We start from the raw sequence: 12,838 nt of genomic DNA, 5'->3' as shown, positions 1-12,838 counted from the left end.
ACGAGGTCCCGCGTTCCTGCGGCGCGCGATCAGGGAAGTCCTCTCCCGCCCGGACGACGACCGGCCGTGCGGGATGGACGTGGAGACGGTGTGCCGCGCCATCCTGGACTCCGACGGCGTCCGGAGCGGACCGCGCGCCCTGACGGAGAGGCGTCGGCCATGGCGGAAGGAGCGGCATGACCAACTGCGACGTGCACCAGCACCTGTGGACACCCTCGCTGGTGACGGCCCTGCGGTCCCGCCGCGAACCGCCGTACCTGGACGGCTGGACCCTGTTCCTCGACGGCGAGCCCCCCTACGGCATCCCGCCCGCCGACCACGACATCGCCCTCCGTACGGAACTCGCCGGCACCGACGGCCTCGGCCGGGCCCTGGTCTCGCTCTCCTCGCCGATCGGCGTGGAGTGGCTGCCCGCGACCGAGGCGCGCCCCCTGCTCGACGCCTACCACGAGGGCTCGGCCGCGCTCCCCGAACCGTTCGGCGCGTGGGCCGCCGCCTGCGTGCGGGACATCGACGCCAAGGCGACGGCCCAGGACCTCGACCGGGGCTTCGTCGGCCTCCAGCTCCCGGCGGACGCCCTCGGGGACGCGGCCGGTTACGCGCGCTGCGCCCCGCTCCTGGACCTCCTCGAAGAACGCGGCCTCCCGCTGTTCGTGCACCCCGGGCCCGCGCCCGGCGGCGCCGAGGGTCCCGGCTGGTGGCCCGCCATGGTCCCCTACGTGCAGCAGATGCACTCCGCCTGGTTCGCCTTCCGCGCCTACGGCCGTCCCCGCCACCCCCGGCTGCGGGTGTGCTTCGCCCTGCTGGCCGGGCTCGCCCCGCTGCACGGCGAGCGGTTCGCCGCGCGGAGCGGCGGGGCCGACGCCGGGGCGGACCCGGACGTCTTCGTCGAGACGTCCTCCTACGGTCCGTCGGCCGTCGAGGCCGTGGTCCGCGCCCTGGGCGTGCGGGCCGTCGTCCAGGGCTCCGACCGCCCCTACGCCGAACTCCCGCAGCAGCCCGGCTTCGGGCTGGGCGGGGCCGCGGCGTACGCGTTCCGCATCGCCAATCCCCGGCGGCTGCTCACCGGGGAGGGCGGCTGATCCGGGGGGCGTCCGTCAGCGGCCGGAGCGGATCAGTCCCCTGAGATAGCGCCACAGCGAGGAGCGCTGCCGGGCGGACACGTCCGGCGTCACCGTCACCGCCGTGTCCTCCTCGCCGGCCCCGGCCGCCGCCGGTGTACCCGGCGGCTGCTCCTGCGACGGCACCAGTTCGTAGCGCACGGGCAGCGAGCGCAGGCCCCGCATGAAGGGCGAGGAACGCCAGGGCAGTTGGTCGACGGGCAGCGCGAGGTCCAGGTGGGCGAACCGCTCGAACAGCCGGCCCACCCCGACGGCGGCGACCGTGGAGGCGAGTTCGCGCGCCGGGCACTGGCGCGGGCCCGCGCCCCAGGACAGATGAGCCCGGGTGCTGACGGTGGCGCCGGGTCCGACGTTGCCGGCGAAGAGCGGGTCGGCGTGCGCCGCGGCTGAGGAGACCCAGACCGGGTCGCCCGCGCGGATCGTGTAGTTGCCGAGCCGGGTGTCCGCGGCCGCGAACCTCGGCACGAAGTTCACCAGCGGCGGCTTGCGCATGACCACCCGGTTCATGGCCTCCCGGACCATGCCGGCGGACAGGCTCGCCCGCACGCTGTCCTCGCCCGAGAGGACCTCGACGACCGTGTTGGAGATGAGGATGCCGACGTGGTCGGACGTCATGCCCAGCAGCATGAACAGCTCACGGGCCAACTGGTCGAGCGAGAGGTCGGGGTGGGCGGCCAGCAGGTAGGAGGGGAAGTCCTCGCCCGGCGTCTTCAGCTTCAGCTCCGCCAGCTCCGCCAGCGCGCCCAGCAGCCGGTCCAGGGCGGGCCCCGCGTCGGGTCCGGCGTCCAGGACCCGCCACATGTCCATCAGGGCGTCGTCGCCCTGGGAGCCGGGGAAGCCGAGCAGATGGCTGGCCACCATCAGGGGCAGGGGCCGTGCGAACTGCGCGGACAGGTCCGCCAGTCCCGTGCCGCCTGCCTCACCCATCAGGGTGATCAGCTCGTCGGCGTAGGCGGTCACGGCCGTCTTCAGCCGCTTCGTCTGGGGGTTGCGCGGGTCCTGGAAGGGCTTGAGCGCCTGGTCCCACGCCGTTCGCAGCGACCGGTAGCCGGGGCCGCCCTGGATCAGCACGTGGTTGACCTCCAGGGAGGGTCCGAGCGGCCAGTCGGCCGGAACCCTGCCCTCGGTCCTGGCCCGCCAGTTCTCCAGCCCCTTGGGCCAGCCCGCGTCGTCCTGGAGCACCTGGAGCGACTCCCGGTAGCCGAGCACCAGCCAGGCGGGTACGCCCAGCAGGTCGACCGGCGCGACCGCGCCGTGCCGCTGCCGCAGCCGCTCGTACACCAGGGAGGGGCGCGTCTCGTAGTCCCGGGTCAGCAGCGGTTCGGCGGACATCGCCTCCAGCCCCGCGCCGTCCAGTTCCACGGACACACCCTCGCCCGACCGGATTTCCCTCATCATGCCGCCCGCCCCTCCGACACTCCCCGTACCGGCCCACCTTCAGCCGGTAGCCGGAACGTGGGGACCCTACCCCAGGGTCACTTCCGGGGGAACGCCGGGCATCACCACTCACAGCCTCGCACTGGTGACGCACCGCCCCGCAGCCGGCGGCGCCACGGCCACCCGTCACCTCCCGGCACGGGCCGCCTCGACGAACTCCCTGATCAGAGCGGGGTCCTTGACGCCTCGGCGCTGTTCCACACCACTGGAGACGTCGACGCCGAAGGGGGCGGTCGCGGCGACGGCGTCGCGCACGTTCTCCGGGGTGAGACCGCCGGCGAGGAGCCACCTCTCCCCCGCGGCCGCCTGCGGTCCGCGCGCCCAGTCCCAGGCGATGCCCGAGCCGGGGACGGGCGCGTCGAGGAGGAGCATGTCCTCGCCGAACTCCCCGCAGCGCGGCACCGAGTCCCCGAAAGCGGCGGCGCGGATCAGGGTCCGGCCGTCGGCCGCCAGGGCCTCGTAATAGGCGCGGTCGTCGGGGCCGTGCAGCTGGATCGCCCGGATGCCCGACTCCTCGGCCAGGGCCCGCACGTCGTCGAGGGGTTCCTGGCGGAAGACGCCGACCGTCAGGACGTGCTCCGGCACGCGTCGTCCCAGCCGGGCGGCGGTGGCGGCGTCGATCCGGCGGGGGCTGGCCGAGAAGACGAAGCCGATGGCGTCGGCGCCCGCCGCCACGGCGGTGTCGACGTCCCTCTCGGTCCTCAGGCCGCAGATCTTGACGAAGAGGGGGTCACTGGAGTTGCTCACGTCCCCAGCCTGCCGCATCGGCGACGGCGCGGGCACGGCGGCCACCCCGTGCCGCACCCCGGGCTCGGTCAGCGCCAGGCGCCCGACAGGCGCCGGGTGACGACCGCGCTGAGCGTGCGTACGCCTCGCGTGGAGCCCGGATCGATGCCGGTGAGCTCCCGCACCCGGCGCAACCGGTAGTCCAGGGTGCGGGAGTGGACGTTGAGGGCGGTCGCCGTGGTACCGCGGTGCATGTCGTGGCGGTAGTACGCGTCGAGGGTGATCAGCAGGTCCGGGCCGGAGTCCAGCCGGCGGGCCAGTGCGCGCAGCCACGCGTCGACGAACGGCATGTCCGCGACGGCCAGTTCGACGAAGACGTCGGCCAGGGTGTACGGCCGCGGCCGGGCGGAGGCGGGCCGCAGCGGGGCCGTCCGGCTGATCCGCCGTGCCCTGTCCAGGGCGTCGCCCGGCTCGGCGAACGGGGCGACGGCGGTGCCGACGGCGCAGGGGCGGCCGAGGGCGAGGGCGAAGTCCCGCACGACATCGGGGAGATGGTCGGGGACGAGGTCGGGCAGGAGGCCTGGCACGGTGGGCGGCGGCACGCCCTTTTTCGGCGCCGCGTCCGTGGGCAGGGGCACCAGCGCGATCAGCTCACCGCCGCCGTCGTCGACCCTCGGGCCCCACATGACGGGCGTGCGGTGAGCCTTCACGAGGGTCTCGATCTCGTTTTCCAGGAATCGGTCGGCAAGGGGGGCTTCGGCCAGCCGGAACACCGTCACCGCGCAGTATTCGGGCAGTTCCATGCCGACGGCGACAGCGAGTTCCGTCGCTATCGGATCGCCCTTCAGTAATGACCGGGTCAGCAGGGCGACCTGCTCGGTGTACGGCATTCGGCGGCGCAGTACGCGCACGAATCCCTCGCGGTAGGCGCCGATGCCCCGCTCGCCCTGCGGGGCGAACCAGGTCATCATCCGCATGAGTTCGTCGACGCCGCCGCCGCGCTGGGCCTCGGTCGCCTCGTTGATCTCGCGCAGCATGAGCGCGGTGTGCACCCGCAGCACCTGCTGCCGCGCGTCCAGCGACATCCCGGCGTCCGCCCGCGACTCTCCCATCGACGCGATGCAATCAAGATCATCTTCGGTCAACTCGCTTTTGTGCGGCGAGAGTTCGACCGTGCGCTGCCGCAGCCACAGTGCGTGCTCCAGCGTCTCGTCCCGGGCCCTGGGGTCCCTTTCCAGGAACCCCAGCTCCGGTATCTCGCGCGTGTACGTCTCTACCTCGCGGCGGGCGTTGGTCGACGCCCGGCGGGCCAGTTCGGCGAAGAGGCTCCCCATGCAGGCGAGCATGTCAGGCCGGGCGAACGGGCCGACAGACGACTTCCGGACGGCGTTCGTCACTCCTCATAAAACGGCGGCAAGTATGCCCACAGGGTTTTTGTCACCGTGCGCAAATTTCCCGGATCGGGGCGTTCCCCTCCCGCCTTCCGCTTGTGGAGGAGTCGTAAGGCGGCCTTAATGAGAACCGCGTACGGGCCCGTGGGGGAAGAGCGGGGCAACTATTCCGGGGCGACTCCGGAAGCTCGGCAATCAGTACGGGCCCGTGTACGAAATTCCTCAGCCGGGCGCCCCGCAATGGCGCCCGCTCGAACGGGAGGGCAACCCGATGAAAGCAGGCACGAGAAAGAGAATCACGGCGGCGCTGGCGGTCGTGGTCACGTCGACGGCGCTCATGCTAGGCATGCCGGGCAGCGCTTCGGCCGCCCCCGCCGCCGCCCCCAGCCTGCGTGCCTACGGGATCACCGGTGACGGCACCCTGATGGCCGCGTTCTGGACCGACCGGGCGGACGTGCTCAACTGGGTCAGGGCCGTCACCGGCCTCAGCGGTGACACGGCGCTGGTCGGCATCGACTTCCGGGTGCAGAACGGCACGCTGTACGGCGTGGGCAACAAGGGCGGCATCTACACGATCAAGATCCCGACGGGCACCCAGGACGTCGTGGTCACCAAGGTGTCCCAGCTCCAATACGCGCTGAACGGCACGAACTTCGGCGTCGACTTCAACCCGGCGGCCGACCGGCTGCGCGTGATCAGCGACAACGGCCAGAACCTGCGGCACAACCTCAATGACAACACGACCATCCAGGACCTGAACCTCACCACCCCGCCGATCGAGGGCACGACCAAGGGCGTCTCGGCCGCCGCCTACACCAACAACGACCTCGACGGGACCACGGCGACCACGCTGTTCGACATCAACACGACCAGCGACCAGGTCGTCATCCAGGCCCCGGCCAACAACGGCACGCTCTCCCCGACCGGCAACCTCGGCCTCGACGCCCAGATCAACGCCGGCATGGACATCTACAGCACGCTGAGCGGCGGCAAGACGGTGGACAACACGGCCTTCGCCAGCCTCACCGCCTCCGGCGCGAGCACGCCCTCCCTCTACACCCTCAACCTCTTCACGGGGCAGGCCACCCTTGTGAACGACGCCGCCAAGTCCAAGTTCCCCCTGAACATCACGGACGTGGCCGTCTCCCTCACCGGCAGCTGACCCGCCGCACCTCCACACCCTCGCCGCGGCCCGGAGAGCACCGGACCGCGGCGAGTCCGCGCCCCGGTCTCCCCCTACGTTTCTGGGAGACCCCGGTCACCGAGCCGTACGGCCAGGCCCTCGGCGTCGTGCTCGGCGTGCGTACCGAACTGGCCGTCGCCGGTGCGGGCGGCATGGAGGTCGCCCCGGAGGCCGACGGGCGCGACGGACCGTACTCCGAGGGACACGACGCCCTCACACGTTTCACCGTCCCAGGAGGCGGACGGCTGGCGGAGGGCCGACCGGTCTACCGACCGGTCACCGCATCTTCTCCAGGTCGAGGTCCGACCCGACGACCAGGGTCACCACTCCCGCGGCGGCGTCCGCGGACCGGGTGGCCCTGGTGTCGGGCAGCCGGGAGGCGAGCACCTTCGCCTGCTTGGTGAGACCGTCCGGGTAGGCGACCGTGGTGGCGTCGGTGTTCTCGGGCGCGTTGCCCGTGCCGACGACGGTGAACCCGGCCACGCGCAGCTTCTCGGCGACGGCGGCCGCGCGGCCGGAGACCCCGGTGCCGTTGAGGACGCGCACGCGCACGGTGGACGCGTAGATCAGGTCGTTCCTGGCCTGGGCCTGCAACCGCTTCTTGTCCACCTCCTTGTCGTTGGCGAGGGAGGTGAACAGGTCGGCGGCCTGCGGGTACTGCCAGACGACGTTGGCCCTGTCGGCGGGGACGTCGGCCTCGCGCGGGTAGTTGGGGACGGTCAGGAAGCTCAGCCGGTCGCTCGGGATGCCCTTGAGTTCGGAGGCGAGATCGTAGATGGGGTCGATCCCGTCGAGATCCTCGTCCGTGGTCAGGGACTTGGTGGCGGACTGCAGGAAGTCGTAGAGCGCCGTGGGGCTCGTCAGCTTGGACTTGGCCTTCGCGGCCAGGGTCTCCATGAACTCCTGCTGGCGGCCGATGCGTCCGATGTCTGAGCCGTCGCCCACCGCGTAGCGGGTCCGCACATAGCCGAGCGCCTTCTCGCCCCCGACGGTCTGGCAGCCCGCGTCCATGTCGAGGAGGGCGTCCTCGTCGTGGATGGCCCGCTCGGGACACACCTCTATGCCGTCCAGGGCGTCGACCATCCCCTTGAAGCCCTGGAAGTCGATGGACATGAAGTTGTCGATCCGCAGGCCGGTGTTGTCCTCGACCGTCTTGATCGAGCAGGCGGCGGCGCCGGCCACCTCACCGCCCGAACCACCGATCGCGAACGCCTCGTTGATCTTCGCCAGATGCGGACCGGAGGTGCCGCCGTCACCCTTCTCGCACGCCGATATCTCGACCCATGAGTCACGCGGGAACGACACCACGGTGGCCCATTCGCGGTTCGCGGGCAGGTGCAGCACCATCAGCGTGTCCGACTGCATGGTGGTCAGGTCCTTGCCGTACTTCGCGTTCGCCCCGTCACGGCTGTCCGAGCCGACGACCATGATGTTCTTCGAGCCCGGACTGAGGTTGGCCGGCCGGTCCCCGCCGAGCTTGCCGTCGATGTCGGCGCCCTTGATGTTGTTGTCGAGGTCGTTGTAGACCCAGGCACCGACGCCTCCGGCACCGAGGACGAGCACGGCCGTGGTGCCCGCGAACCAGCTCACCGCCCGGCCCCGCCGCGTCAGCCGCGTCCCCCCGCCACCGGCACCCGCGCGCCGCCTTCCCGTACCGCTCACCGGCCTTCCCCCGCCTCGGCCGCATCCGGCCGGTCGACTGCCCCCTGGACGTCCGGAACGTGTGATCACCGAACCCGCAGGACTCTACATGCATGTAGATATACGGATCGGTGCCACACATGTCTCATCACGCCCCGCGGTCACGAACGTCACAGAGGCGTCGCAGCGTACAGAAGGAGGGCCATCGGCACGGCCGAGTTGGCCGATGACATCGTCGAGAGCGCCGCCCCGACGGCCGCGCCCCACGCGGCCGGCCCCACCGAGGTGAACACCGGCGGCCGGCCGCGGGCCACGGGCGCGGGGCCCGGCAGCGCCGTCACCCTGCGCGGCACCGCGCCCCGACGCCGCGAAGCCGGCGAGCGTCGCCACCGGTGAACCGGCCGCCCCGAGCGCGGCCTTGCCGATCGCGCGCGCCACCACCCGGCGGCTGCCGACCGTGTGCGCCGCGTCCTCGTCCGCCCAGCGCTCCGCCGTGTACGACGCGGCCGTCCGCAGAGGCCGCAGGAACGGGTTGGTGGCGCGCGCGGCCGGACGGCCGGCAGCAACCGGTGGTGTCCTGCGGCGAGATGGGCCCGGTCGTGGGCGAACAGCGCCCGCCGCTCAGCGGGTTCGCGGCAGGCCGGCAGGCCGGCAGGGCCGTGGTCACCACTCCCGGTCGCGCCGGTCCCCCCGGCAGCGCGTACGTGTAGGGCACCGTGTCGGGCAGTACGGCCACCTCGGTGTCCGGCGGCCCGGCCAGGGCCCGGTGGGCGCGGCGGCGTGTCCGCCGGTGCCGCCACAACGTGCGACCGCGGGCCGGGCAGCACGACGAGGAGCGCCGGGACGGCCCGTCACCCGGCGATCCCGTCAGAGTGCACCGCCGCGCGCACCTCGGGATCGGACCAGCCCTCGGGCAGCGGGTTGCCGGGCAGTCGGGCCGTGCCGACGACCATCAGCAGGCCGAGGCAGACGATGCTGCACACCGCCGTGACCACGGCCGCGCCGGTCAGCAGCCGGGGGCGGTGCGCGGACGCAGCCGCTGTTCGGCCAGTCGCGCGATCGGCCACGCGGTCAGCGGCAGGACCAGTGGCAGGAGGACGAAGACCCCCATGCGGCTTCAGTCGTCCCCTTCGACCCCCGCCCGCCCGAGCAGCTCGCGCAGCAGGCGCTCGTCGTCCGGCTCCAGGGAGGTGACGAAGCTGGCCAGTACGGCCTCGCGGTCGCTCTCGCCGTCGAGGACCCTGCGCATCCGGTGCGCGGCCAGACCCGCCTGGTCGGAGGCCGGGGTCCACACGAAGGAGCGGCCGGAACGCTCCCGGGTCACCGCGCCCTTGGCGAGCAGCCGGGTCAGAATCGTGATCACCGTCGTGTAGGCGAGGTCACCGCCGAGGCGCTCCTGTACCCACCCCGCGCTCTCGGGGGCGCGCGCCTCGCGCAGCACGGACAGGACGAGCGCCTCCAGCTCACCCTGCCCCCGCCGCCGGGGACGCTGCTGGTCCGTCACGCCCTGCCTCCTCGCCGCCGGCCGATCGATCCGCGTCGCGTTCTCTACAGAATTGTAGAAGGAGGATTACGGAAACACCTCCACTCTCCTTCTACAGTGCTGTAGATTTCAGGTCGCGGCAGTGCGCCGGGGCATCGGGCGGTGCCGCAGGATCCGCAAGGTCTTCACGACCTCCGAGTTCTCAAGAAGGAGTCCACCGTGGGAGTTTCCCTGTCCAAGGGCGGCAACGTCTCGCTCAGCAAGGCCGCACCGGGCCTGACGGCCGTCCTGGTCGGCCTGGGCTGGGACGTGCGCACGACCACCGGCACCGACTACGACCTCGACGCGTCGGCGCTGCTGCTCGACGCCTCCGGCAAGGTGCTCTCCGACGGGCACTTCGTCTTCTACAACAACCTCACCAGCCCGGACGGTTCGGTCGAGCACACCGGGGACAACCTCACCGGCGAGGGCGAGGGCGACGACGAGTCGGTCAAGGTGAACCTCGCGGCCGTGCCCGCCGAGGTCGACCGGATCGTCTTCCCGGTCTCGATCCACGACGCCGCGAACCGGGGCCAGAGCTTCGGCCAGGTCCGCAACGCCTTCATCCGCGTGGTCAACCAGGCGGGTGGCACCGAGATCGCCCGCTACGACCTGTCCGAGGACGCCTCCACCGAGACGGCGATGGTCTTCGGCGAGCTGTACCGCAACGGCGCCGAGTGGAAGTTCCGTGCCGTCGGCCAGGGGTACGCCTCCGGGCTGGCCGGGATCGCCGCCGACTTCGGCGTCAACGTCTGAGGAGGCCGGGGTGACGGGGCCGTATCCCCCGACCGGCCTCCGCCCCGAGGACCGGGCGGACTTCGAGGCCGTGCTGTGCCGGGCGCTGGACACTCCGGAGATCCGGGACGCGCTGCGCGCCGACCCGAGCGGCCTGGCCGAACGGCGGCTGCGGGTGCGGGCGTCGGCGGACGCGGACGCGATCGTGGCGGCGGCGGGGGGCGAGTACCGCGCGTACCTCACCGCACTCGTGTCCGCCGCCGGCGCGGACGCGAGCGGGGCCGGGCGGTGCGAACAGCGGTCCGCGGACGCCCGGTCGCTGCCGCTGCCGGCGGTGCTCACGCCGTCCCTGGCCGCCTGCTCCGCAGCGGTCGTCCTCGTCCTCGGCTGCCTCCTGCGACTGATCGGAGTGCGGGGCACGCTGCCCGGCTCACTCCTCGCCGCCGGGTGGACGCTCGCGTTCTTCGCGGTCACGAGTGCCCTCGTCGCCCTCGCCGCGCTGCTCCGCACGGCGCTGCGCGGCCCCGGCGGCCCGGCGGAACCCGCCCGGCCGGAACAGACGCGACTGGTGTGGCAGCAGGCCCTGTTGCACCGCGGCATGCTGCCACACCTGCGTCGCTGCCTCCGGGAGGACCCCTCCCTCAGCGAGACGAGTCCTCCTAGTCGTCCCGCTTGACCACGCACAGGGCCCAGATGATGAACGCCGAGAAGGCGATCATCACGATGGACCAGACGGGGTAGTACGGCAGGGACAGGAAGTTGGCGATGATGATGAGCCCGGCGATGGCGACGCCGGCGACGCGGGCCCACAGCGACGCCTGGAACAGGCCCAGGCTGACGAGGACGGCCACGGCACCGAGGGCGAGGTGGACCCAGCCCCAGCCGGTGAGGTCGAACTCGAAGACGTAGTTGCGGGTCGAGACGAAGACCTCGTCCTCGGCGATGGCCATGATGCCCCGGCAGATACCGAGGACACCCGCGATCATCAGCATGATGGCCGCGAAGACCGTCAGCCCCTCCGCGAAGGGATGTGACCGCTTGGTCGCGTGCATGTGCCCGGAGTGTGTGGCGGTCATACCGCTGCCTCCATTCGGTTTCGTGCGGTTGTCTGCGGTGTCGTCGGGGCCTCAGCGCGCGGCGGCGGACGGGCCGACGCCCGGTCCCGCCGAGGCGCCGTGACCGCTGAGAACCAGTTCCTTGGCGCGGCGGAACTCGTCGTCCGAGATGTCGCCGCGCGAGCGGATCTCGGACAGCCTGGCGAGTTCGTCGACACTGCTGGGCTGTCCGCCACCGCCCTTGGCCGTCTCCCGGATGTAGGAGTCGAACGCGGCCTGCTGCGCACGCGCCTGGGCCACCTCACGACTGCCCATGTTCTTCCCGCGGGCGATCACGTAGACGAACACACCCAGGAACGGCAGGAGGATCGTGAGAACCAGCCAGCCCGTCTTGGCCCACCCGCTCATGTCGTCGTCGCGGAAGATGTCCACCACGACCCGGAAGAGCAGGACGAACCACATGATCCACAGGAACAGCAGCAGCATGGACCAGAAGACGCTCAGCAGCGGATAGTCGTACGCGAGGTACGTCTGACCACTCATGTCTCTCCTCCGTTCCGGACGTTCGCCCGGCAGGTCTGCCCCGCCGTCCTCGGCTCGCGCCCACGGCACCGCACTCGGCACCGATCTCAGGGTGCCCGGTGCGCGGGCGGGCGGCCTCACCCCGGGAGGGTGAGACCGGCTTCCTCGGGGGCCGGGTCCGCCGCGGCGGCGACCATCGCCACCAGCGCCAGCACGACCACGACCAGGACGGCGACGAGGACGACCGCGCCGACCGTCGGGTGGTTCCACAGGATGAGGGCCAGGGCGCCGGCCCCGAGGACGATGCCGTTGGTCCACCGGGGATGGGCGGCCAGCAGGCGTCCGGCCCGCCCGGTGCTCAGCCCGGCACTGCGCAGCGCCCGCCCGGCCGCCGTGGTGCCGTGCCCGGCCAGGGCCCGCACCCGGCGGGCGACCCGTCCGGGGCCGTAGAGATAGGCCGCGAGGGCCGTGGCCAGGAAGACCACGAGGAGCGTGCGGGCGCTGTCGCGCAGGAAGCGCAGGAAGGTGTCGAAGATGGCTCCGGCGGCGTCCGGTGGCAGCGTCGCGGACGGTACGGCGTCCAGATAGACGCGCCGGACGACGGCCAGCGCGACGAGCAGGACCGCCATCATCACACTGATGCCGAATGCCGTGACCAGCACCATCACCCGGTGGCCGGGCGCGGTCCACACCGCCAGGGCGGCGAGCGCCACGGTGATGACGGGCAGCCAGGTGCCGAGGATGTTCAGCAGCCGCATGGCGTCCTGCGCCTTGCCCAGTTCGTCCGTGTGGAACAGCGTGACCATCCGGTTGCTGTCGGGGATGGCGGCGGCCTTGTCGAAGCCCGCGTCCACCAGCCGCTGCCGTACCTCGTCCACGACGGCGCCGACGTCGAGCTGGATCGTGTCGCCGGTGGCCCGCAGGGCGCCCTCCCGCTCGCCGGTGAGCATGTGCACCACCGCGGCGTGCGCCCGCCGGTTCGAGGCCTCCCAGGTCCGCCGGAAGATCTCGCTCTCCACGACCCGGGTGACGTTGCGGTCGACGACCGTACGCACCACGGACCGCAGCGGGCCGTCGAGGGACGCGGCCCCCGCCACGACCTGGGCCGGCGCGCCGTTGTCGGAGAGCACCTTGGTGAGGGCGTCCGTCACCGCCTTGACGTCCACCTTCTTGACCACCTCGTCGGTCAGCCGGTCGATCACGACCTGCTGGACGGCCGGGTCGGACGCCAGCGGGGCGACCGTCTCGACATAGCGGTCGGTGTCGGTGACCGTCTCGTTCACCCAGGCCGCGACCACGGCGAGGGGAGCGAGAAGCAGGGTCACCACCAGCAGCACGGCGGCGCCCGCCTTGCGCAGCCGCCGGTGCCGTACGCCCGCGTGCCGGCGCAGCCGCTCGTACTCGGCGCGCTCCTCGGCGCTCAGCACATGACCGGCCCCGTCTCCGCTCCCGCCTCCCGAAGGCACCGGTACGGAATCCTTGCCCATGGTCATGACTCCACCTCC

At 72.2% G+C, this 12,838-nt stretch carries 13 protein-coding genes and 1 pseudogene; 4 read left to right on the top strand and 10 right to left on the bottom strand.

The annotated features are described in order from the left end of the window. Nucleotides 1–176: 176 nt before the first annotated feature. Nucleotides 177–1,082, top strand: a complete 906-nt coding sequence (locus tag STRBO_RS0118750; RefSeq protein ID WP_005474956.1) for an amidohydrolase family protein — start codon at nucleotides 177–179, stop codon at nucleotides 1,080–1,082. 15 nt (nucleotides 1,083–1,097) lie between these two features. Here the strand turns inward: STRBO_RS0118750 and STRBO_RS0118745 are convergent, their stop codons facing one another. The 3 genes from STRBO_RS0118745 to STRBO_RS0118735 all read right to left on the bottom strand — a co-directional run bounded on the left by STRBO_RS0118745 (nucleotide 1,098) and on the right by STRBO_RS0118735 (nucleotide 4,618). Beyond that, nucleotides 1,098–2,519, bottom strand: a complete 1,422-nt coding sequence (locus STRBO_RS0118745; protein ID WP_005474958.1) for a cytochrome P450 — start codon at nucleotides 2,517–2,519, stop codon at nucleotides 1,098–1,100. 165 nt (nucleotides 2,520–2,684) lie between these two features. Further along, the gene (locus tag STRBO_RS0118740) at nucleotides 2,685–3,323 is read right to left on the bottom strand and encodes a phosphoribosylanthranilate isomerase (protein ID WP_202499560.1); all 639 of its coding nucleotides are present in this window, start codon (nucleotides 3,321–3,323) and stop codon (nucleotides 2,685–2,687) included. A 50-nt stretch (nucleotides 3,324–3,373) separates the two neighbouring features. After that, nucleotides 3,374–4,618 carry a PucR family transcriptional regulator gene (locus tag STRBO_RS0118735; RefSeq protein ID WP_028796733.1) on the bottom strand — a complete coding sequence of 415 codons (1,245 nt, stop codon included), beginning with the start codon at nucleotides 4,616–4,618 and terminating at the stop codon, nucleotides 3,374–3,376. A 394-nt stretch (nucleotides 4,619–5,012) separates the two neighbouring features. On the opposite strand from STRBO_RS0118735, the gene STRBO_RS0118730 reads away from it, so the two are divergent. Continuing rightward, a complete protein-coding gene (locus tag STRBO_RS0118730) occupies nucleotides 5,013–5,837 on the top strand; it encodes a DUF4394 domain-containing protein (RefSeq protein WP_381210139.1) in 825 nt (274 codons plus the stop codon). Between the two features lie 74 nt (nucleotides 5,838–5,911). Here STRBO_RS0118730 and STRBO_RS45440 read toward each other — a convergent pair whose 3' ends face one another. From STRBO_RS45440 to STRBO_RS0118700, 4 genes and pseudogenes are all read right to left on the bottom strand, one after another. Then, the gene (locus STRBO_RS45440) at nucleotides 5,912–6,064 is read right to left on the bottom strand and encodes a hypothetical protein (RefSeq protein WP_020114596.1); all 153 of its coding nucleotides are present in this window, start codon (nucleotides 6,062–6,064) and stop codon (nucleotides 5,912–5,914) included. A gap of 70 nt (nucleotides 6,065–6,134) precedes the next feature. Further along, complete coding sequence (locus tag STRBO_RS0118720; protein ID WP_434977159.1) at nucleotides 6,135–7,520, bottom strand: LCP family protein; 1,386 nt, start codon at nucleotides 7,518–7,520, stop codon at nucleotides 6,135–6,137. A gap of 149 nt (nucleotides 7,521–7,669) precedes the next feature. After that, a pseudogene (locus STRBO_RS40240) lies at nucleotides 7,670–8,610 on the bottom strand (M48 family metalloprotease). A 6-nt stretch (nucleotides 8,611–8,616) separates the two neighbouring features. Continuing rightward, on the bottom strand, nucleotides 8,617–9,003 hold the full coding sequence (locus STRBO_RS0118700) for a BlaI/MecI/CopY family transcriptional regulator (RefSeq protein WP_005474973.1): 387 nt from the start codon (nucleotides 9,001–9,003) through the stop codon (nucleotides 8,617–8,619). 198 nt (nucleotides 9,004–9,201) lie between these two features. Here STRBO_RS0118700 and STRBO_RS0118695 point away from each other — a divergent pair, with 198 nt between their 5' ends. Together STRBO_RS0118695 and STRBO_RS0118690 are read left to right on the top strand one after the other, a co-directional pair. Beyond that, entirely contained in the window at nucleotides 9,202–9,777 is a 576-nt protein-coding gene (locus STRBO_RS0118695) for a TerD family protein (RefSeq protein WP_020114594.1), read from the top strand. A 10-nt stretch (nucleotides 9,778–9,787) separates the two neighbouring features. Continuing rightward, complete coding sequence (locus STRBO_RS0118690) at nucleotides 9,788–10,432, top strand: hypothetical protein (protein WP_005474977.1); 645 nt, start codon at nucleotides 9,788–9,790, stop codon at nucleotides 10,430–10,432. Here STRBO_RS0118690 and STRBO_RS0118685 read toward each other — a convergent pair. From STRBO_RS0118685 to STRBO_RS0118675, 3 genes are all read right to left on the bottom strand, one after another. Continuing rightward, the gene (locus STRBO_RS0118685; protein ID WP_020114593.1) at nucleotides 10,416–10,832 is read right to left on the bottom strand and encodes a DUF7144 family membrane protein; all 417 of its coding nucleotides are present in this window, start codon (nucleotides 10,830–10,832) and stop codon (nucleotides 10,416–10,418) included. The genes STRBO_RS0118690 and STRBO_RS0118685 overlap by 17 nt on opposite strands. A 51-nt stretch (nucleotides 10,833–10,883) precedes the next feature. Beyond that, the gene (locus STRBO_RS0118680) at nucleotides 10,884–11,354 is read right to left on the bottom strand and encodes an SHOCT domain-containing protein (protein ID WP_005474981.1); all 471 of its coding nucleotides are present in this window, start codon (nucleotides 11,352–11,354) and stop codon (nucleotides 10,884–10,886) included. Nucleotides 11,355–11,470: 116 nt separating this feature from the next. Continuing rightward, on the bottom strand, nucleotides 11,471–12,820 hold the full coding sequence (locus tag STRBO_RS0118675; protein WP_086016296.1) for a hypothetical protein: 1,350 nt from the start codon (nucleotides 12,818–12,820) through the stop codon (nucleotides 11,471–11,473). Nucleotides 12,821–12,838: the final 18 nt, after the last annotated feature.

The sequence above is a fragment of the Streptomyces bottropensis ATCC 25435 genome (assembly GCF_000383595.1).
In the GTDB taxonomy this organism is placed as follows: domain Bacteria; phylum Actinomycetota; class Actinomycetes; order Streptomycetales; family Streptomycetaceae; genus Streptomyces; species Streptomyces bottropensis.
Note: the sequence above shows the minus strand (reverse complement) of the source record. Positions and strands in the feature narration are given on the sequence as shown.

Excerpts from the sequence above, each read along its gene's own strand:
- STRBO_RS0118680 (WP_005474981.1), bottom strand. The coding sequence starts at position 11,354 with ATGAGTGGTCAGACGTACCTCGCGTACGACTATCCGCTGCTGAGCGTC.
- STRBO_RS0118740 (WP_202499560.1), bottom strand. The coding sequence starts at position 3,323 with ATGCGGCAGGCTGGGGACGTGAGCAACTCCAGTGACCCCCTCTTCGTC.
- STRBO_RS0118735 (WP_028796733.1), bottom strand. The coding sequence starts at position 4,618 with ATGGGGAGCCTCTTCGCCGAACTGGCCCGCCGGGCGTCGACCAACGCC.
- STRBO_RS0118675 (WP_086016296.1), bottom strand. The coding sequence starts at position 12,820 with ATGGGCAAGGATTCCGTACCGGTGCCTTCGGGAGGCGGGAGCGGAGAC.
- STRBO_RS0118745 (WP_005474958.1), bottom strand. The coding sequence starts at position 2,519 with ATGATGAGGGAAATCCGGTCGGGCGAGGGTGTGTCCGTGGAACTGGAC.
- STRBO_RS0118730 (WP_381210139.1), top strand. The coding sequence starts at position 5,013 with ATGCTAGGCATGCCGGGCAGCGCTTCGGCCGCCCCCGCCGCCGCCCCC.
- STRBO_RS0118750 (WP_005474956.1), top strand. The coding sequence starts at position 177 with ATGACCAACTGCGACGTGCACCAGCACCTGTGGACACCCTCGCTGGTG.
- STRBO_RS0118685 (WP_020114593.1), bottom strand. The coding sequence starts at position 10,832 with ATGACCGCCACACACTCCGGGCACATGCACGCGACCAAGCGGTCACAT.